This is a genomic window from Mycolicibacterium sp. MU0053 (genome assembly GCF_963378095.1).
Taxonomy (GTDB): Bacteria; Actinomycetota; Actinomycetes; order Mycobacteriales; family Mycobacteriaceae; genus Mycobacterium; species Mycobacterium burgundiense.
On the sequence record NZ_OY726397.1, the window covers coordinates 808,683 to 828,101 of the forward strand.

Genomic DNA, 19,419 nt, shown 5'->3' on the forward strand with positions numbered 1-19,419 from the left:
AGGCTGAGCCCGTGATTGAGAAGTACATCTGTGGCGTCGATTTCGACAAGGTCGACGTCATCGACTTTCACACCCATGTCGAGGTCGACTGCGACGGGCACCGGGCCTACGACGACGAGTTGGTGGACGCCACCCGGGCGTACTTCAAGATGGGCGACGCCGCGAGCGCCACGGTCGACGACCTGGCCGAGATCTGCCGCCGCAACAACGCCGCGGCGGTGGGGTTCACCATCGACGCGGAGACCGCGATGGGACACCGGAGCAATTCGGTGGCGGATCTGATCGCCGGCACCGTCCGCAACAACGACGTGCTGATCCCGTTCGGGACCGTCGACCCCTGGAAGAGCGACGCGGTGGCGCGGGTGGGAGAACTCGTGGACCGCTACGGGGTGCGGGGCTTCAAATTCCACCCCAGCATGCAGGCCTTCGAGCCGAACGACCGCCGGTTCTACCCGATCTATCAGGCGATCTCGGATGCGGGCGTGCCCGCGCTGTTCCACACCGGGCAGACCGGCATGGGGTCGGGGTTGCCGGGCGGGCACGGCATCAAGTTGCGGTATTCGGATCCGGTGTTGCTCGACGACGTCGCCGCGGACTTCCCGGACCTGACCGTGGTGATGGCGCATCCCGCGGTGCCGTGGGTGGACGCGCAGATCGCGATCGCCGCCCACAAAGCCAATGTCTATCTGGACCTGTCCGGATACAGCCCCAAGTATTTTCCACCCCAACTGGTCGCGGCGATAGGCCGCCAGTTGCGCACCAAGGTGCTGTTCGGCACCGATCACCCCTACATCGGCATCGAGCGCTGGCGCCGGGATTTCGAGGCACTGGAACTCGACGCCGAGATCGCGCGGTTGGTGTACCGGGACAACGCGCTGCGCGTGCTGGGAGTCCGTGGCCACCACCGATGAGTTTTTCTCGCGGCGGCGGTCTGCATGAGGACAACTATCGCTGTGAGGAGACCCGACATGCCGACCATCACCGCAACTGCGCTGGGCGCCCCGTGCTGGATTGACCTGACCAGCTCCGACCTGGAGCGGGCCAAGGACTTCTACGGCGCGCTCTTCGGCTGGACCTTCGAAACCGGCGGCCCCGAATACGGCGGTTACACCACAGCCTTCAAGGACGGCCTCAAGGTGGCGGGCCTGATGGCCAACGATCCGCAGTGGCAGATGCCGGACGCATGGAGCACCTATCTGCACACCGCGGACATCGAGGCCACGCTGGCCAAGGCCGTCGCCGCCGGCGGGACGTCCTGCGGCGGCGTGATGGACGTCCCGGAGCAGGGCCGGATGGCGATGCTGACCGATCCCGGCGAGGCGATGGTCGGGTTGTGGCAACCCACCGGTCATCGGGGTTTCGAGGTCGTCGGTGAGCACGGTGCCCCGGCCTGGCATCAGCTGACGACGCGCAAGTACGCGGCGGCGCTGGAGTTCTATCGCGAGGCGCTGGGTTGGCAGACCCAGAGCGAGTCGGATACCGACGAATTCCGCTACACCACAGCGTTGTTCGACGGCGAGGCGCTGCTGGGCGTGATGGACGCCGGGGCCATGCCCGCAGGGTTCGGTTCGCAATGGAACTTCTTCCTCGGCGCCGACGACGTGGACCGGACCATCGAAGGGATACTCGCCCGTGGGGGCTCGGTGGTGCGCGCCGCCGAGGACACGCCCTTCGGTCGGCTGGCCGCGGTGGCCGATCCCACGGGTGCGGCGTTCAATCTCACGAGTGCATCGTGAAATCGGCGAAATCGAATCCGGGCACCACCACGCAACTCACCAGGCAGGCCTGATCGGCACGGGGCCGCGCGCGCTGCCAGTGTCCGGGCGGCACCACAAGCTGTGGGAGCTGTCCCGAGGAAATGTCACTGCCCAACAAATAGGTTGTCGCACTGTCCATTTCGGGACCAAACTCCAGCAGCAGCGGGCCGCCGCGGTGGTAGAGCCACAGTTCGGTGCTGCGCACGGTGTGCCAGGCCGACTGTTGCCCGGGAAGCAGCAGGAACAGGATCGCGGTCCCGGCGTTGCGCGCCCCGGTGTACGCCGGGGGCAGCGCCGCGGGCCCGATGCTGAGCTCGCTGCGCCAGGTCTCCTTGTAGAAGCCGCCTTCGGGGTGCGGCGCCAGGTCCAGGTGTCGCGCCCACTCCGGAAGCTCGCTCATCGCCACAGCGTAGAGAAATTCGGTTGCCCTCGGGCGGCAACCGCGACTACCTTGGCGCACATGATCGACAGCAGGGTTGCCTGAACGCGCTGACCCCCCGGCCGCCTTTCCTTTTCCAGGAGCGCCATGTCTGTCATTCTCCACGATCTCGGCTTCAGCTGGCCGGACGGCACCGTCGTGCTGTCCGGCATCACGGGCGTCTTCGGCGCCGACCGTACCGGCCTGATCGGTGCCAACGGCTCCGGCAAGTCGACCCTGCTGAGGTTGATCGCCGGGCAACTGAATCCCGGCGCCGGCTCGGTGACCGTCGAGGGCGACGTGGCCTACCTACCCCAGACGCTGACCCTGGACGTCGGGACCAGTGTCGCCGAACTGCTCGGGATTGCCGCCCAGCGCGCCGCGCTGGCCGCGATCGAGTCCGGCGATGCCGCCGAGGCGCATTTCGAGGTGATCGGCGAGGACTGGGACATCGAAGCCCGGGCGCGGGCCCTGCTGGCCGAGCTCGGCCTGGCCCATCTCGACCTGGACCGCGACGTCGGCTCGATCTCCGGCGGTGAGGCAATGCTGGTGGCCATCGCCGGGGTGCGGGTCGCCGGTGCGTCGATCACCCTGCTCGACGAACCGACCAACAATCTGGACCGCTCCGCCCGCGCCACACTGACCGACATGCTCGCCCAGTGGCCGGGCACGTTGATCGTGGTCAGCCACGATGTGGCGGTGCTGGACCGGATGGCGAACACCGCCGAGATCCACGACGGCACGCTCACGGTGTTCGGCGGGCCCTACCGGGCGTGGCGGGCCCAGCTGGAGGCCGAGCAGGCCGCCGCGGTCCAGGCCGCCCGCACCGCCGAGCAGGCGGTCAAGATCGAGAAGCGCCAGCGGGTGGAGGCCGAAACCAAGCTGGCCCGGCGTAACCGGACCGCCAAGAAGAACCGGGACAGCCTGCCGCGGATCGTGGCCAACATGCGGGCCTCGGCCGCCCAGGTGTCGGCCGGCAAGCTGCGCGCCGGTCACGACGACCGGCTGCGGGCCGCGCAGGCGGCCGCCGACCACGCCGGAGCGCGGGTGCGCGAGGACGAGCACATCCGGGTCGAGTTGCCGGATCCGCAGCTTCCGGCGGGCCGCCGGATCGCCGAGGTCGCCGGGACGGACGGCACCCTGACGGTGACCGGGCCCGAACGCGTCGCCCTCATCGGACCCAACGGCGTCGGAAAGACGACCTTCCTGCACCGGCTGCTGTCCGGCGCCGGTCTGCGCACCGATCGGGTGGGCTACCTGCCGCAGCGTCTCGACGGCCTCCAGGACGACGCCACCGTGCTGGACACGGTGCGGGCCGCGGCGCCCGATGTCGATGCCGAGATTGTCCGGGGCCAGCTGGCCCGGTTCCTGTTGCGCGGCGACAGCGTGCACCGCGCCGTGGGCAGCCTGTCCGGCGGGGAGCGGTTCCGGGTGGTGCTGGCCCGGCTGTTGCTCGCCGAACCGCCTCCGCAACTGGTGGTGCTCGACGAACCGACCAACAACCTCGACCTCACCAGCGTCGACCAACTCGTCGACGCGCTGTCCAGCTACCGCGGCGCACTGCTGGTGGTCAGTCACGACGACGTGTTTCTGGGGCGGTTGGAGTTGGACCGAACCTGGGTAATGGCGGCGCCGGGCGAATTACGCGAAACGGATAGGCTCGGAGGATGACTCGCGTGCGCCCCGGCTGGCTGGTGGCATTGTGCGCGGGGGTGCTGGCGGTGAGCGCGTGGCTGCCGTGGCTGACCACGACGGCCGACGGCGGCGGGCGGGCAAGTGCGATCGGCGGTACGGCCGGCACGCTGTCGCTGCCGTCGGGTTTCGGTGTGGGGCAGCTGATCGTGCTGCTTTGCTCGACCCTGTTGATCGCCGGTGCGATGACCGCGCGGGGGTTGTCGGCGCAGGGCGCGGCGGTGGCGGCGCTGTTGAACTCGCTGCTGTTGGGGGCGCTGACCGTGCTGTATTACTACCGCCACGTCGGCGCGACCGTCACGGCCGGCTATGGGTTCTACATAGGCATCGCCAGTGTCGTTGGCGCCGTGGCATTTTCGGTGTGGTCGTTGATCGAGGCCCGCCGCACTGGCGTGGCGCGCCGAGCCGCTGCGTGAACCGCTGGCGGGCAAACATCCTCGCGACCCGGCGGAGTGTGCGAAGGTTCCCCCTGTGAGTGCCGAACCCGAGAGCGCGCTGGCCCACCGGATGGCCGAACTCGCCAGGACGCTGGCGGTGCCGCTGCGGCTGGACGAGGTGCTCGCGGGCGTGAGCCGGACGGTTCTGGAGGTTTTGCCGGGTGCCCAGGCGGCCGGTTTCCTGCTGTTCACCAAGGCCGAGAAGTTCGAGACGCACGCACCCACCACCGAGGTGATGTTCACCATCGATGCGCTCCAGATCGAGTACGGCGAGGGGCCCTGCATGGAGGCCGCCCTCGACGAGTTGATTGTCCGCACGGACGACTTCGAGCAGGAACAACGCTGGCCACGATTTTCCGCCGCAGTCCTCAAGATGGGGTTGCGCAGCGCATTGTCGTTCAAGCTGTACACCAGCCACCGCAATGCCGGCGCGCTCAACATCTTCAGCTACGAGCCCCACGCCTTCGGGCCGGAGGACGAGGCCCAAGGGCAGGTGTTGGCCGCGCACGCCGCGGCCGCGATCCTGGCCAGTCGGCAGGGCGAACAGTTGCAGTCCGCGTTGAACAGCCGTGACCTGATCGGTCAGGCCAAGGGCATCATCATGGAGCGGTTCAACGTCGATGCCGTTCGCGCCTTCGAGATGCTGCGCGAACTATCCCAGACGTCCAACGTCAAGCTGGTCGAGATCGCCCAGCAGGTCATCGACAAGCGCGGGTGACGCTCAGCGGTGGTGGTGGTGCCGCCAGTGCTTGGCCTTGCCGGGGCCCTTGCGTGGCCCGTCGTACCAGACGTTGACACCGGGCACGTCGACGCACGCGCTGGCGTAACCGTATGGACCGCTCACGCAAAGGCCAGGACTTGCAGACGCTGGGGCGGCGATGACGGTGGCAAACGCCAACGGCAGCGCGGCGGCCGTCACGGCGACAGCACTTCGTCGAATCATCTTCTGCCAGCTCACTTTAACCTCCGGCTCAATCCCCGACTGAATCGGATTGCAGGTGCGTGACAAGCCTACTTGATTGATGCGCCGGGCCGGGGTGGGGTCGGGGCGGCGCGTCCCAGACGGACTCAATGTGGATTTTTAGGGTGCTCGAACTTTAAGCTACGGGTATGCGAACTGGTCCGGCTGGAGGCGCGGTGCGGCGGGCGGTGGCGGTCGCGAGTGCGGCAACGGTGGCCGTCGTATTGGCGGCCTGCGCGCCGGCCGGCCGCGAGGAATTCGACCGGCCGGTGGTGCTGACCACCTTCACGGTGCTGGCCGACATCGCCGCCAATGTCGCCGGTGAACACCTCATCGTGGAGTCGATCACCAAACCGGGCGCGGAGATCCACGGATACGAGCCCACCCCGGGCGACATCAAGAAGGCCGCCCGGGCGAATCTGATCCTGGACAACGGCCTGCATCTGGAGGCCTGGTTCGCCCGGTTCGTCGACGGCATCGACGTGCCGCACGTGGTGGTCAGCGACGGCATCGACCCCGTCGACATCGCCGGCGACGCCTACGCGGGGATGCCGAACCCGCACGCGTGGATGTCACCGCTCAACGTCGGGATCTACGCGGAGAACATGGCCGAGGCCTTTGCCGAATTGGATCCCGAGCATGCCCCCGACTATCGGGCCAATGCCGCGGCGTATCGCGAACAACTCCAGCAGGTTCAGCACGAACTCGTCGACAAACTGGCGGCGGTACCGCCGCCGCAGCGGGCGTTGGTCACCTGCGAAGGCGCGTTTTCCTATCTGGCCCGCGACGCCGGGCTCGTCGAGAAGTACATCTGGCCAGTGAATGCCGAGCAGCAGGCGACCCCGCAGCGGATCGCCGCGGTCATCGAATTCGTGAACCACAACGACGTGCCGGCGGTGTTCTGCGAGTCGACGGTCTCCGACGCCGCAATGCAGCGCGTGGTCGAATCCACCGGTGCCCGGTTCGGCGGGGTGTTGTTCGTCGACTCGCTGTCGGAGGCCGACGGCCCGGTCCCCACCTACCTCGACCTGATTCGGCACGACGCGGCCACCATCGTCGCCGGACTGTCCGGCAGTCACCGGCCGTGACCGCGGTGCTCAAGGTCGACTCCGTCACCGTCCAGTACGGGCCCGTGGTGGCGTTGGAGGATGCCACGTTGTCGATCGGCGCGGGACGGATCTGCGGTTTGATCGGCATGAACGGGTCGGGCAAGTCCACCCTCTTCAAGGCCGTCATGGGGTTGCTGCGCGCCGACACCGGTCGCATCCTGATCAACGGTGGTACGCCGGGGCGCGCCCGCAAGCAGGGCGTCATCGGCTACATGCCGCAGAACGAAGACGTCGACTGGAAGTTTCCGTTGTCGGTGCGCGACGTCGTCCTCACCGGTCGGTACGGGCGCCTGGGGTTCACCCGGCGTCCTCGGCGCCCCGACCACGACGCCGCCGACGAAGCGCTGCACCGCGTCGGACTCCGGGAATTGCAGCATCGGCAGATCGGGCAACTCTCCGGCGGCCAACGCAAACGGGCTTTCCTGGCCCGCTGCATCGCGCAGAACGCCAGCCTGTTGCTGCTCGACGAGCCCTTCGCCGGAATCGACAAGAGCAGCGAGGCGACGATCAGCGGGCTGCTGCGCGATCTCGCCGACGGCGGGGCCACCATCCTGGTGGCCACCCACGACCTGGCCGCCCTGCCCGATCTGGCCGATGAGGCCATCCTGTTGATGCGGACCGTGTTGATGCATGACGCACCGGAAACCGTGCTGCTGCCGCAGAACCTGGCGCGGGCTTTCGAGCGCTCATGAACATCGTGGAATTCCTGCTCGAGCCAATGCAACTGGAGTTCATGGTGCGCGCGACCCTCACCACCGTGGTGGCCTCGGTGGTGTGTGCCACGCTGTCGTGCTGGCTGGTGCTCATCGGCTGGTCGCTGATGGGGGACGCGGTCTCCCACGCGGTGCTGCCCGGGGTGGTGTTGGCCTACATCGTCGGCGCCCCGTTTGCGCTCGGTGCGGTGCTGTTCGGGGTGCTGGCCGTCGCGTTGATCGGGGTGGTCCGGGATACCAGCCGGATCAAGGAGGACGCCGCTATCGGGGTGGTGTTCACCACCCTGTTCGCCTTGGGTCTGGTGCTGGTGTCGGTGACGCCGAGTCAGGTGGACCTCAACCACATCATCTTCGGCAACCTGCTCGGCGTCTCGCGAGCAGACCTGACCCAGGTCCTGATACTCGGCGGCATCGTGCTGGCCGTGCTGCTGCTCAAGCGCCGCGACTTCACGCTGTACGCCTTCGATGCCACCCACGCGCACGCGATCGGACTCAACCCGCGCCTGCTCGGTGCGACGCTGCTGGGGCTGCTCGCGTTGACGGCCGTGGTGGCGCTGCAGGCCGTCGGGGTGGTGCTCGTGGTCGCGCTGCTGATCATTCCCGGTGCCACGGCCTACCTGCTCACCGACCGCTTCGGGCGGATGCTGCTGATCGCGCCCGGCGTCGCGGCCCTGTGCGGGCTGATCGGCATCTACACCAGCTATTACCTGGACGCCGCGTCCGGACCGATGGTGGTGCTGGCCAACGGTGTCGCGTTCACGCTGGCCTACCTGTTCAGTCCGGGGCAGGGCGTGGTGACGACGAGGGTCCTGCGGAAGCTGCGGAGGATGTCGGCGGGCTCGGCTAGCGTCCGGACGAACGAAATCTTCGAGGGGGAAACATGATCCGAGTGCTTCTTGGCGCGGCGTCGCTGGCGGTGCTGCTTTCGGCCTGTGGCGGCGGGGGTGAGGAGGCTGCACCGTCGACGGTGACTGTGCGCGAGACCGTCTCCTCGGCGCCGGCCGCACCCGCAACCCCGGCGCCGGCCGCCCAATCGTGGACGATGCCGGACCTGCGTGGCCAGAATCTGCAGGCCGCTCAGGACGCAATCCAGCGCCTCACCAGCGACCAGGTGTTCTTCAGTGGATCCACCGACCTGACCGGCGCGGGGCGCAATCAGGTCCTCGATCGCAACTGGCAGGTGTGCACGTCCACCCCGGCACCCGGCGAGACTCTCAGCGCGGGCACGCCGGTCGACTTCGGGGTGGTCCGGATCGACACCGAAGTGTGCCCCTGATCGGCTCGCTTACCCCGCGCTCGGCGGACGGGTGGTTCAGAAGGGTGGTTCGTCGTTGTCGGTGGGTGGGGGTGGGGGTGGTGGTTTCCAGTCGGCGGTGATGGTTTCGTTTTCGGGTGGGTCGTTGACCCAGGTGCACCAGGGGCTGGTGCTGGGGGTGCCTTTGAGGAGGAAGAGTTTGTGGCGGACTTCGTTGCGCCATTGCCGCATCTCGATTTCGTGGGCGCGGGCGCGGTTGATCCGCAGGGTTTCGGCGTTGGTGGCGCGTTTGGCGGCCAGGCCGGCGCGGGCGTGGGCGGTGCGTCGGGTTTTGTCGCGGCGGTGGTTGCGCGGCAGCGGGGCGGGGGTGGTGCAGGCGGTGTGGATGTCGGCGAACAGTTCGGCGCCCTCGGGGGTGCTGCGGTAGATGCGGCCGGTGGGTGAGGTCCATTCGATGGTGCCGTCGCGGCATTGTTTGTCTTGCCAGCCGTCGGGGCCGTTGTGGAAGGTTTTGAGCAGGTGGTGTTGGCGGCATTTGGGGCTGAGGTTGCCGGCCAGGGTCCAGCCGCCGCGCAGCGGGTTGTGGTGGTCGAAGGGCACGCTGTGGTCGAGGTCGGCGCGCCAGGCCGAGCGGTTGCAGCCGGGGAAGCTGCAGGTCAGGTCGCGGCAGCGGACCCAGCGTGCCAGCGCCGCGCAGGGTTGATGGCGCAGCACGTCGCCGGCCTGCGGGTCGCTGGGTCGCGCGGTGGGCCGCAGCAGCGCGCCGCCGTCGGCGAGGTCGCGGACCTGCTCGGCGTCGAGCACGCCGTAGCCGTCGAGGTAGCCGGGGTCCTCGCTGCGCCCGGTCAGGGTGTCGGCGCTGGCGACCACGTTGATGACGACTCGGCCCGGCCCCGGCGGGTCTGCGGCGCGGGCGGGGCACTCGGGGCGCCCGCAGCCACAGTCGAGGGTGAACCGGCCCCGCCCGAGGGCTTCGAGGGCGTCGGCGCGACGCTGGGCCAGCGTGCGGGGATCCTCGGCGCAGACCGCGGTGGCCATGGCGCTGAGGCGTTGGTCGAACAGGGCCGCCGCCGGCGCCGAGATCTGGGCCTGCACCCGGGCCATCCCGTTGGGTTCGGCGCGCACGGTGACGCGGCGGTCGGTGTCGGCGCTGTGGCGGCGCTCTTTCGCGGCTTCGGGATCGGCGCGCAGGATCGCGGCATCGACGGTGTTGCGCAGCCGCCGCCGCGACCAGCAGTCCCAGCCGGCGATCTTCTCCGCCAGGGCGGCGTCGAGGTCGGGCATCAGTGCCGCATCGACGTATTCGGTGCGGGTGATGATGGTGGTGACATCCGAGTAGTCCAGGCCCCCGGCGGCCAGCAGCGCCGCAATCTGGGGCAGGCGGGTATCGAGGGCTTCGGCTTGGGAGACCAGTCGACTCGCGTCGAATGAGGCGATGTTCAGCGCGGCACCGACCTCGGCGCAGGTCCGCGCGAACCCGGTGATCAGGGCATAACTCGGGTCGTCCTCGTCGTGGCCTTCGGCCTCGGCGGTGCGTTCCCACAACAGTGCGGCGATGGCGGCCATCCGGCGCGCATGCATCCCCGACTCGTCGCGGCGGGTGTCCTCCACCACCGCGACCAGATCACTCGGCGACCGTCCATCGAACATGCTTGGCGCTCCACGTGTTTTCGTGGGCGCATTTTCGCTGTTCAGCGGTATTTTGTGGGGAGTTTCAACGACTTCGGTGTTTCGCCGGTGAATTGAAGGACGCGCACGCGGTGTGCCTCTAGGTTTCGGGGTTACCACACCAACCTCAACCGCAAGGACGATCCGCGTGCGCGTCAACACTGCATTTAACCGTCTGCTGCAGATTCCCGGGGCCACGGTCACCGATGTCGTCATCGGCGACGGGCAGATCGATGTCCACCTGCGACCGAAAGCGCGCCTGCTGCGCTGCCCGTGCGGCAAACGCCTACGGGCGGTCTATGACCGCCGCCGGCGACGCTGGCGCCATCTGGATCTGGCCCGGGCACAGCTGTGGCTGGTCTATGAGATCCGCCGCCTCGATTGCCCGGACTGCGGGGTGATCACCGAGGAACTGCCCTGGGCTCGTCCCGGTGCGCGTCACACCCGCGATTTCGAAGACATGGTGCTGTGGCTGGCCCAACGAACCGACCGGACCTCGGTGGCGGCGTTGATGCGCTGCGCCTGGGAAACGGTCACCGCCATCATCGGCCGCGGCGTGGCCGAACTTCTCGACCAGCGTCGCCTGCAGACGCTGTATCGCATTGGTGTCGACGAGATCTGCTACCGCCATCCCCATCGTTATCTGACCATCATCGGCAACCACGACACCGGCACCGTCGTCGACGTCCAGCCTGGACGCAGCGAACAATCATTAGCCAACTTCTATGCCGCCCAAACCGATTCAGCACTGGCACACATCGACGCGGTCAGCATGGACGTCTCCAGGGCCTACACCGCTGCCACCACCGCAGCGGTCCCGAACGCGGTCATCTGCTACGACGGCTTCCATGTCATGCAGTGGGTCCAACGCGCCCTCGATCGCGTCTTCGCCGAATCGATCCGCCTGCCCGGACACGCCACCGCGGACTGGAAAGCCGCCCGCTGGGCGCTGCGCACCGGCGAGAACAAACTCACCGACGACAAACGCGCCCTGGTCAACCAGATCGCGCGAACCAACCGACGCATCGGCCGGGCCTGGACGCTGAAGGAACAAGCCCGCGACCTCTACCGCCACCACCACGAACCCGACCAAGCCCGCCGACTGCTCAAAGCCTGGATCACCGCCGCCAAACGCTCCCGCATCCCGGCGTTCGTCGCGCTGAGCAAACGCTTCGAGGTCTACTTCGAACCCATCCTCGCCGCCATCGAACTACGCATCTCCAACGCCCTCATCGAAGGCATCAACGCCAAAATCCGCCTCATCAACGCCCGCGGCTACGGACACCACTCCGCCCAAACACTGACCTCAATGATCTACCTCTGCCTCGGCGGACTGCAGGTCAAACTCCCCACAAGAACCTGAGGAGTCGCACATGCTTTCGATTGTGTCATGGGGGTACGACACGACGCAGCTTTCTCGGCTGGGCGCATCGAGTACGCCTGGCCGGACGCGCGCACGCGAAGTACGAAACATGTTGGGCGGCAATGCAACACACAAAGAGTGCCCTCGGCAGGATTCGAACCTGCGACACCGGCTTTAGGAGAGCCTGCAAGCTCAACTAGTCATGGTCTCGAAAATGACCCTGAAATGGCGATATAACGCCATTCGGTGCCACCCGAAACCACGGCGTGTCGCAGATTCACCGACCGAGCACCGACCACAGATCAGCGTTGACTTCCGGGCTCAGAAACGAGCGAAGCCCCTCGGCTGCAACCAAGGGGCTCCACGGAGGCAACTATGGAAACCACCGTTTGCGCGCGCAGTCGAATCGTACCGCGGGCGCACAACTACGTCATCGATCCTTCAATCTATGGCGGCGAGAAATGACGCCGGCGGATCGGCTTCCCGGCGGTGCGGGGGACCCGGGGGAGGATGACTCGCTGACTCGCCTCTTCGGAGGACCCACGGAAGACGAGCGAGCACGGATTCGGGCCGACCTTATCGCCAGGGCTGTGCAGGTTCAGGTGGGCGGCTGGGCCCTTTATCGCGCGGTCTGGTCCACCGGGGAGCTCATCGGTGTGGCGGTGATCCTGGCGGACGACCGCGAACTCGCCGTGCTCGGTGAGAGTAGGCAGTCGGGGCGTGAACGCTGGGCGTTCGACCTCTGGGGCCTTGACAGCGGCGAGGCTGATGTCGATAACGGTTGCAAAACAACCTGTCACTGCTTCCGGGACGCTGCGGTCGCGTTGTCTGATGCCCTGCGCTCTTCGCGGAAGCATGATGCACAGACGGCCGGCGGTGAGGCATGAGTAGAAGAGCGGTTCCGGGCTTCTCGGTGAGCGTGCGAAGAACGCAAGTCACGTTCACAACGCCGAGGTTCTCGTCCATCGGTCGCTACGCGTTGAGTGCCGACGAGGCTGAAGCCCTCGCTAACAAGTTGCAGTCGGCGGCCTTCCTTGCTGGCCTTGCGGAGGGTCGCAGATCGCTGCTGCAGGCGTTTGTGAGGGGGAACTATGAGCTCACTCCGGAGTTAGATGGCGATGAATGGTGGGAAGCGGCTGGGTCTGCCAACGGGGTGTCGGACAGAGCACTGAAGGAAGGCCCTACTCACCTTTCGCAGGCGCGTCGCGATGCGGCGCTTATTCGGGTGCTCAACGAGACTTCACGCGTTCTGGCTCGAATGGCACAGCTGGTTTCTGGTGACTTGGGCCGAGAACGATGATCGGCAGAGTTCCTGACGAGGGCGGCGGCGCGGCGGCCCGGAGCGCTTGCGCGGAGGGCCAGAGCGTCGACGGCGCGAGCGCAGCGAGCGCTCTTGGTAGTACTCAGAGTTATTGCTTCACAACTGGTGTCGAGGCCGGGTTGTTGGCCTCTGCGGAGAAGCGCCGAGATCGCTGGGGTGCCCGAGCGATGCTCTGGCAGGCGTCATCATTGAAAGCCGTCCGCTGCTGCGGTCGAATGTTGCACAACGACGCTGTTGGGGACCCCGACGACGGTCAGACGGTCGCCATCAAGAGGCGCGAAGTGAATGGGCAGTCGATTGCGAGCTATCAGGGACTGATGACGTGCGGATCTGTGTGGTCGTGCCCTCGGTGCTCGGCAGTGATCGCGCACACTAGGGCGGCGGAAATTGCTGCGGCGGTCCGCGAATGCCACCGGCAAGGCGGAAACGTGTACTTGTTGACGCTCACGATGCGTCATACATCGAAGGACCGCCTCGCTCAGCTATGGGATGGACTGAGCGCAGGCTGGAGAGCAGCGTTCGGTACACGCAAATGGACCGGTCAGCGTGCGCGGACGGTGGAGCGAGCGGGCAAGACGACTGTTGTTGCCGCCCATGTCGGTGATGCTGAACTCTTTGATGTCGCGGGTTTGACCAGAGTCGTCGAGGCGACATACGGCGCTCCGACTCGCGGAGGCAACGGGTGGCATCTCCACATCCACGCGCTCGTGTTCACTGCGTCAGGGATGGAGTCTGCGCTACGGTCGGAGTTGCCACTCTGGTTCGATGGTCTCGACCGAGAGTGGCTTGCGCGCAACACGTTTGCTGCGAGAGTTCACGAACGATGGTCGAATGGTCTGCACAAAGCCGGGTTCCGGTCTCCTGGCTCAGTTGCAGTCGACGTCCGCGATGTTGCGTCAGACGGTGCTGACTACGTTGGCCGTTACTTGTCCAAGGCAACATACGATGCTGCGACCAAGATGGGATTCGAGATCGCAGGCGGACAGTTGGAAAAGTCTGCTCGGACCGAGCGAAATCGAACCCCCTTCGAGATTCTCGCCGATCTGGCGTCTTCTGTAGACGCAAGAGGTTTCGGTGTACGCACACCACGCCACTGGTCGGTAGTGGAGGCGGGACAGGGTGACTGGGCGGTGATCGACTCGGACTCCGGCGAGGTGGTTTCGGTGACACCACCAGGCGAGTGGGCCGTGTGGCACGAGTGGGAGCAGGCTTCGAAGGGACGGCGTCAACTGCTCTGGTCTCGGAAGCGGAAGGAGCCTTCGTCGAAGCGGGAGGTGCTTTGGAACAGATTGTTGTCGGAGCGGGGCGCCACCGCTGAGCAATCTGACGAGGCGGTATCGGCCACTGATGCCGGTGGAGAGACGTTAGGAGAGATCAGCCGATCGGACTGGTATCGGATCGTGGTTTGGCGGCCGGAACTGATGTCGACTCTGCTTGAGATCGTCGAGCGTGGCGATGACCATTGTTTGTTGAAACTCACCCAGGATATGGGGATTACGCTACATCCGCCCTCACAGCCACCAGACTGCAGCTGCTGAGCGTCACGACGAAAGAGTAGGAGATGGCGTGCAGTGAACGATCCGGCGGTTGAGGCCGCGCGGCGTGCATTCTGCGTTCTATGGCCGGATCAAGGCGATCCTGAGTTCGACTTCATCGGAAGGCAGAGAAATTGGGCAATTCTCGGGGCCCGCGAAGTGCTTATCGTGGCCTGGCCTTCTATCAAGAAGGCTGTCGAAGATGCGACGCTGGCTCACATAAACTCGCTCATGAATCAGACGTCTCGGAATGTGAACACCCGCGATAGCGTCTCCAACGGTGCTGACGCTGCGCTGGATCTTGCTGTTGCAATCAATGATTCGATCTTGTCAAAGCTGTTCCCGAACGAAACTAGCGCAGCGAGGTCAGGTCGCACTGGGACGTGAGGACGCTGTTGTGAACGTGTTTGGGCAACGGTGTCCTTGCCGCCCATCGGAGCCCTCGCGATGGCATCAGCGGCGTGGTCAGCCTGGCCCAGCATCTCCTCCGGGATGGCCGGCAGCGGTCTATTGCCCTACTTCGGTAGTTTTCCGATGGTTTGTGTGCACCCGTTGCGGCCGCGGCGCTTGTCGTTGGGCATTGCGTTCGTCGGAACCCAATGCCCAGAACTGGGCTCCGGACGGACCGTGCGATCCTCAGAGAAGAACCATGTGCGGGCGGTGCCCTAAGCTTTTGTTTGCCGGCGCTCGTGGATCATTCAGATGTCCTCGCAACTCCGAGCAATCTGCGTCTACCGTTCTGAGCTGCGCAGACACGCCGGATCTCAGCAGTCGCCATCGACTGCTGCAGTACTAAGGTACGAAGGATGAGCCGACTGCCCTGGTCCCGCTACGAGGGCGACGATATCGAGGCAGTCGTGTCGATGTTCGTCTGCCGCGAGTTTCCTGAAGCTTTTCGAGTCCGACCATCTCGGGGGGATGGCGGGATCGACGTATGTCGAGCCATCAGTCCGGGACATGTTGAGATCTACCAGGTCAAAAAATTCGCAAGCAATCTAGGCACCAGTGAGAAGGCGCAGATTGTCGACTCGCACACCCGAATCCAGGAATACGCGCAGCAGCGCGACTGGATTATTGATCGATGGCACCTAACCATGCCGCTTGATCCGACGCCTGAAAACTCCGAATGGTTCGAGCAGCTAGAGGCGTCCGGTAACTTTCCTTGTTCATGGGTCGGTCTAGCGCCGATCGAGGCGTGGGTGTCGAAGTATCCGGACATCGTGGATTACTATCTGCGGGACGGCCGCGATCGCTTGGCGGAAGAACTTGCACGGTTTGTGGCCATCTCTGGAATCCCTGTGGATGATCGTCAATCGACAACTCCCGAAAGTTTCGCGAATCTCGCGCCTTCTATGACCTACAACCAATTTGGGACGCTTCGAGACACTCTCAATCAGCGAGATCCTCACTTCCAATACGACATAGCAGTTTCGCAGCAACCAATGAGCCCTCCTCCGCCGGGAACTGGCGGCTACCCCGCATTGGTTGCAAGCACTTCTCGCAACGTGGGGGACAGCTACGTAACTTTCCATGTACTCGCTCGCGGGGCTGAGTCACTGCGGGAGCGTCCGATCGGCTTCAAGGGCAAGCTCACCGTCGAGGCCGGCAGCAAGGAACACGCAGAGTTCGAAGAGTTCCGCACATATGGACGACCGCCGACTGTGCCTTTGAAGGTCTCTGGTTACGAGATGGAGTTGCCCGGTGGGCTCGGCGGAAAGTTCGATACCGGCACGCTCATCCTTAGCGAGCTCGATGGTGGGGAGACATTCGAACGTCGCCTCGAAGTTCTCTCACCCGCTGGTGAGACGCTGGCAGCCGTCACGCTGACAATGAACCCACCCACGACTAACCCCGACAACACGGGTGCTTACAACAGAGGCACCGACCCACACGGGTTCTTGACAGTTGAGACGCTAGCAACAATCAACGATGGCAAGTTCGATATGAAGCTGAGGTTCAAGCTCGGAGACTCCACTGGACGCTTTCCAGATCAGATTGAGCAGCCTTTAGCGCTCGTGACTCAGTTCCGCGCTCCTAACCGTATGCGACTGTCCGCCGTGCGCGGAAACTCCGTCGTGGAGCAAGACCTCTCGTCGGTGCTGCCCACCGAGGGGGATGGACTCCAATGGAACGAACTCGTGCTGCGATATGTCAAGGCCCTCATCGAGATTCAGAAGTATGTTGCTTACGAACTGAAGGTGCCAGATTTAAGCACTGAGGATCTCGATCACATGGAGGGGGTAATCAGGGCCGCACGCCTCATCGACGGAGATGTAGTCAACGCGTCTTGGAGCGGCATGCGGTTCACGATGCACCCGGATACGCCAGCGCCAAACGGCCTTCAGCAGGCAGTGTTTCACCGCGACCTCGAGGTGCAAGTCGGTGACAGCACGATCCCGCTGGGTTTGGTCAGGGTCGCTACGGGGCCTGTGCAGGTGGAGGTCGTGGATACCGACAGCGAAGGCACGACAACCGCTAAGCTCGTTCCCGATTCGGGGAACAACACCGTTCAGATGCAATGGCTCGGTTCAGACTCCGTACGATTGCGTTCGCACAATTCCGAACAAGGCTAGTGACGTAGGTTCTGGTCGACACGACGAACATATTATGGAGACCTACAACTGGCCAAGAATGGATACCTCGACTTGTCCATCAGTGGGCACTTTGTTATGGCCACGGCAATCTGGTCGGCCGAGTCGCGGTCGCTTTTAAGTACACACATTCTCGATCTTCTGTCGCCGCGCATCGAGATACATGGGGACAAGCGTGTTCGAAGATCCGGTCAATCGTCCGGACCCCGCGTCCAAGGTGCCCGGGTGTGTTGATCGTAGTCTGTCGCGGTCCGCTCAACGTACGTACTGAACTCTTCGTCGATCCGGGCTGAGAGATCTGCCCCGGCGAGTTCCTGGTTGTCCGCATCAAATCTCGGCGAATAGTCAGTCCGCCAGGAGAAAAGATCCTCCCCTGAAGCCCCGACCGTACCGCCGAGATCGAACAAGTGCTCGGCGGTCAGCGCGAAGTGTGGCCTCCCTGCGGAGTCCTCGGTCACGCGCCACTCTTCGCTGCAGTTGGCGGCGCGATCTAGAGTCGCTGCGAAGGTCGCTCTGGCGCCGAGTTGATCGGCTGAGCGCCATAGCTTGTCCAACTCCTCCTGAGAAAGGCCACGCGCGTTCGCCTTACATTCGCCCAGAATGATCTCGCCATTGCGAAGAACGACCATGACGTCAGCTTCCGCTGTGACGCGTTCGCTGTCGGAATTCCGGAACTCTACCCCCGGATAGCCTCCGAAAACGAGCGGCCTGCCACCCAGTTCTCCGCATACGTACCGCATGGCGAGAACATGCGAAAGAACATCGTGACTCATTGCCCGAAGCAGGACTTCACTAGCCCGATAACGGAAGTTGATCTGGTTGTAGCCGTGGGGACTGGCGATCTGTTGGCCGCAGGCATGGCAGACCAGCGATGGAACGGCTTCGCTGAGCGGGCGCCACTGCTTGTGGCCGCATCGAGTGCAGTTCGCCTCCACACCGCGAAGGATGAGGCCACCGTCCATAGCCCAACTGACCCATTGTTGGGCTGCGTCACGACGCATGCGGAGTAGCTGTCTCATTCGATCGAACGTCGGATAACCGAGTTCTTCCGCGTCGGGGGACCCAAGGCCTTGATTTAGGCGATCGAGGAGTGTCTGGTAGCGGTCGGAGGACTCGTCGGTCTCCGGGTCGGCGAGGTATTGGTTCAATCGTCGCTTCACGATGCTTACGCTTCGGCCGCGCGTTAACTCGCTGAGTGTTTCGACGACGCCAGGAGAGGCGAACATTGAGAGGTTCCGTCCCGCCGCACGGATCAGATGTTCCGCAGCTCTACCTGGGGCGCTTTCGGTTAAGCGCAGCCCTTGGTCGACTGATAGAGCTGATATGACCTCCAGTCCTGATGGCAAGCGTATTGTCGTGAACCCGTCGGACCGGCCGCCAGTCGTGATCGCGCCTTCAAGATAGTGCGCGTCGCCGTGGTAGACCTGGCGCCTCATTGTCTGAGACGGCGGAAGCGGAGCGTCAACGACAACGGTCTTTCGCTTCATCCATGTGCCCTGATGACTGCCTAGGTACGCACCTCCGATGGCCTGGAAGTCACCCGGCGAGAATGAAGCGATACGTGCCTTGCCGCCGGCAAACCGCACGGTGTTATTGGACACTGAGCAGTAGCCACCGATTGGCCGCAGCAGTTCCCACGGATCGACCGCCTCAAATCCGACGCTCTTGGCCAGTGTGGCAACGCGATCGGGTGCGATCGACATTGAAGTCAATGCGAGGTTGTGGTCAAAGCCGAAATGATGATCCGCGCCTGATTGGATTAGATATCGGATGTCATTTTCCACTGTGGATGTCATCGGCACGGCGAGCGGAAAGCGTGGCGGGTGAAGAAATCTTGCCCGCAGATTCCACACAAGAGCCAGATCTTCAGAGCTGCCGGGTTCGTAGAGCACGACTATATTGGGTCCGAACCGCTGCGACGTTACGTCATCGCTCCATGCGAAGCGCGACGACGACGGGAACCCCTTGTTGTAGCCGCCCTGGAGTCCGGTCGGGAGCTTCGATCGGCTTAGTTCGACTGCCGTTGTCGCAGAGAAGTCACGTACTAATGCGAGAAGACCCGCGGAAGAACCATTTTCGCTAATACCGCGGATCTGTAAGACATCGTCAAAGGTTAGATCACGGCGAAGATCGTTCCAGGTATTCTGGGGATGGGGCTGGGACGAAAGATCACCCGCAACGGCAATATACGCGAGATGCCAGGGATCGCTGGTTGGCATGCCTCGGACGGTTTGGACAGTCGGTTTCCGTTCGAGGTCTACCAGGATGCGGATAAGTTGTGCAGATGCCGGGCCTTCAGCATCGGTGTATGCCGAGGCCGCGTTGTCTCCCAAGAGATCAGAGCGTTCGATTCCATCTAGGTTGCTCTCGTTGAGAATTCTCGACCAACGCGGATCAATATCCTCAGAAGGTGTGACCGGAATGAGCGGAACTCCAGCACCGCCCCAGACCCCGCAGAGATCACGTACTTGGTCACACGAAGAAAGGTAGTCCGATCGGTCGATGACCACGGCACCTTCTCGAGGGCGCAATTGACTGCTGATCAGTTGTTCGCCCTCAAGCGGGTCTGCGACCAGGAGCGGCCATAGATCTGTCATTC

The 19,419-nt window shown here is 64.5% G+C and carries 18 protein-coding genes and 1 tRNA gene; 14 read left to right on the plus strand and 5 right to left on the minus strand.

Features of this window, described 5'->3' with window-relative positions; genetic code table 11:
- Positions 1-14: 14 nt before the first annotated feature.
- Both RCP80_RS03720 and RCP80_RS03725 read left to right on the plus strand, forming a co-directional pair.
- A complete protein-coding gene (locus RCP80_RS03720; protein ID WP_308482690.1) occupies positions 15-911 on the plus strand; it encodes an amidohydrolase family protein in 897 nt (298 codons plus the stop codon).
- A gap of 57 nt (positions 912-968) precedes the next feature.
- Complete coding sequence (locus RCP80_RS03725; RefSeq protein ID WP_308481067.1) at positions 969-1,736, plus strand: VOC family protein; 768 nt, start codon at positions 969-971, stop codon at positions 1,734-1,736.
- Here RCP80_RS03725 and RCP80_RS03730 read toward each other — a convergent pair.
- Positions 1,720-2,157 carry a cupin domain-containing protein gene (locus RCP80_RS03730; protein ID WP_308481068.1) on the minus strand — a complete coding sequence of 146 codons (438 nt, stop codon included), beginning with the start codon at positions 2,155-2,157 and terminating at the stop codon, positions 1,720-1,722. The two genes, RCP80_RS03725 and RCP80_RS03730, sit on opposite strands and share 17 nt — an antisense overlap.
- Positions 2,158-2,283: 126 nt before the next feature.
- Between RCP80_RS03730 and RCP80_RS03735 the strand changes: the two genes are divergently transcribed.
- The 3 genes from RCP80_RS03735 (at position 2,284) to RCP80_RS03745 (ending at position 5,022) form a co-directional block, all read left to right on the plus strand.
- Entirely contained in the window at positions 2,284-3,846 is a 1,563-nt protein-coding gene (locus tag RCP80_RS03735) for an ABC-F family ATP-binding cassette domain-containing protein (RefSeq protein WP_308481069.1), read from the plus strand.
- Positions 3,843-4,283, plus strand: coding sequence for a hypothetical protein (locus tag RCP80_RS03740; RefSeq protein WP_308481070.1), 441 nt, complete (start codon positions 3,843-3,845; stop codon positions 4,281-4,283). Before RCP80_RS03735 ends, RCP80_RS03740 begins: the two co-directional genes overlap by 4 nt.
- Positions 4,284-4,374: 91 nt before the next feature.
- A complete protein-coding gene (locus tag RCP80_RS03745; protein ID WP_308482691.1) occupies positions 4,375-5,022 on the plus strand; it encodes a GAF and ANTAR domain-containing protein in 648 nt (215 codons plus the stop codon).
- A gap of 3 nt (positions 5,023-5,025) precedes the next feature.
- Here RCP80_RS03745 and RCP80_RS03750 read toward each other — a convergent pair whose 3' ends face one another.
- Positions 5,026-5,148 (minus strand): hypothetical protein, encoded by a 123-nt coding sequence (locus RCP80_RS03750; RefSeq protein WP_308481071.1) that lies wholly within the window; start codon positions 5,146-5,148, stop codon positions 5,026-5,028.
- Between the two features lie 266 nt (positions 5,149-5,414).
- On the opposite strand from RCP80_RS03750, the gene RCP80_RS03755 reads away from it, so the two are divergent.
- From RCP80_RS03755 to RCP80_RS03770, 4 genes are read left to right on the plus strand one after another with little or no spacing between them, the layout of a single operon-like run.
- Positions 5,415-6,353, plus strand: a complete 939-nt coding sequence (locus tag RCP80_RS03755) for a metal ABC transporter substrate-binding protein (RefSeq protein WP_308481073.1) — start codon at positions 5,415-5,417, stop codon at positions 6,351-6,353.
- Positions 6,350-7,066, plus strand: a complete 717-nt coding sequence (locus tag RCP80_RS03760) for a metal ABC transporter ATP-binding protein (RefSeq protein WP_308481074.1) — start codon at positions 6,350-6,352, stop codon at positions 7,064-7,066. The genes RCP80_RS03755 and RCP80_RS03760 overlap by 4 nt, the downstream gene beginning before the upstream one ends.
- Entirely contained in the window at positions 7,063-7,971 is a 909-nt protein-coding gene (locus tag RCP80_RS03765) for a metal ABC transporter permease (RefSeq protein WP_308481075.1), read from the plus strand. Before RCP80_RS03760 ends, RCP80_RS03765 begins: the two co-directional genes overlap by 4 nt.
- On the plus strand, positions 7,968-8,363 hold the full coding sequence (locus RCP80_RS03770) for a PASTA domain-containing protein (protein ID WP_308481076.1): 396 nt from the start codon (positions 7,968-7,970) through the stop codon (positions 8,361-8,363). The genes RCP80_RS03765 and RCP80_RS03770 overlap by 4 nt, the downstream gene beginning before the upstream one ends.
- Positions 8,364-8,399: 36 nt before the next feature.
- Here RCP80_RS03770 and RCP80_RS03775 read toward each other — a convergent pair whose 3' ends face one another.
- Positions 8,400-9,992 carry an HNH endonuclease signature motif containing protein gene (locus RCP80_RS03775; protein WP_308481077.1) on the minus strand — a complete coding sequence of 531 codons (1,593 nt, stop codon included), beginning with the start codon at positions 9,990-9,992 and terminating at the stop codon, positions 8,400-8,402.
- A gap of 166 nt (positions 9,993-10,158) precedes the next feature.
- Here RCP80_RS03775 and RCP80_RS03780 point away from each other — a divergent pair, with 166 nt between their 5' ends.
- The gene (locus tag RCP80_RS03780; RefSeq protein ID WP_308481078.1) at positions 10,159-11,373 is read left to right on the plus strand and encodes an ISL3 family transposase; all 1,215 of its coding nucleotides are present in this window, start codon (positions 10,159-10,161) and stop codon (positions 11,371-11,373) included.
- A gap of 142 nt (positions 11,374-11,515) precedes the next feature.
- On the opposite strand, the gene RCP80_RS03785 is transcribed toward RCP80_RS03780, so the two are convergent.
- A tRNA-Arg gene (locus RCP80_RS03785) sits at positions 11,516-11,576 on the minus strand.
- A 387-nt stretch (positions 11,577-11,963) separates the two neighbouring features.
- Between RCP80_RS03785 and RCP80_RS03790 the strand changes: the two genes are divergently transcribed.
- From RCP80_RS03790 to RCP80_RS03805, 4 genes are all read left to right on the plus strand, one after another.
- Entirely contained in the window at positions 11,964-12,260 is a 297-nt protein-coding gene (locus tag RCP80_RS03790; RefSeq protein WP_308481079.1) for a hypothetical protein, read from the plus strand.
- A gap of 862 nt (positions 12,261-13,122) precedes the next feature.
- On the plus strand, positions 13,123-14,232 hold the full coding sequence (locus RCP80_RS03795; protein ID WP_308481080.1) for a hypothetical protein: 1,110 nt from the start codon (positions 13,123-13,125) through the stop codon (positions 14,230-14,232).
- 33 nt (positions 14,233-14,265) lie between these two features.
- Positions 14,266-14,616 (plus strand): hypothetical protein, encoded by a 351-nt coding sequence (locus RCP80_RS03800; protein WP_308481081.1) that lies wholly within the window; start codon positions 14,266-14,268, stop codon positions 14,614-14,616.
- 419 nt (positions 14,617-15,035) lie between these two features.
- Positions 15,036-16,802, plus strand: a complete 1,767-nt coding sequence (locus RCP80_RS03805; RefSeq protein WP_308481082.1) for a hypothetical protein — start codon at positions 15,036-15,038, stop codon at positions 16,800-16,802.
- 209 nt (positions 16,803-17,011) lie between these two features.
- Here the strand turns inward: RCP80_RS03805 and RCP80_RS03810 are convergent, their stop codons facing one another.
- Entirely contained in the window at positions 17,012-19,417 is a 2,406-nt protein-coding gene (locus RCP80_RS03810) for a hypothetical protein (protein ID WP_308481083.1), read from the minus strand.
- Between the last annotated feature and the right edge of the window lie 2 nt (positions 19,418-19,419).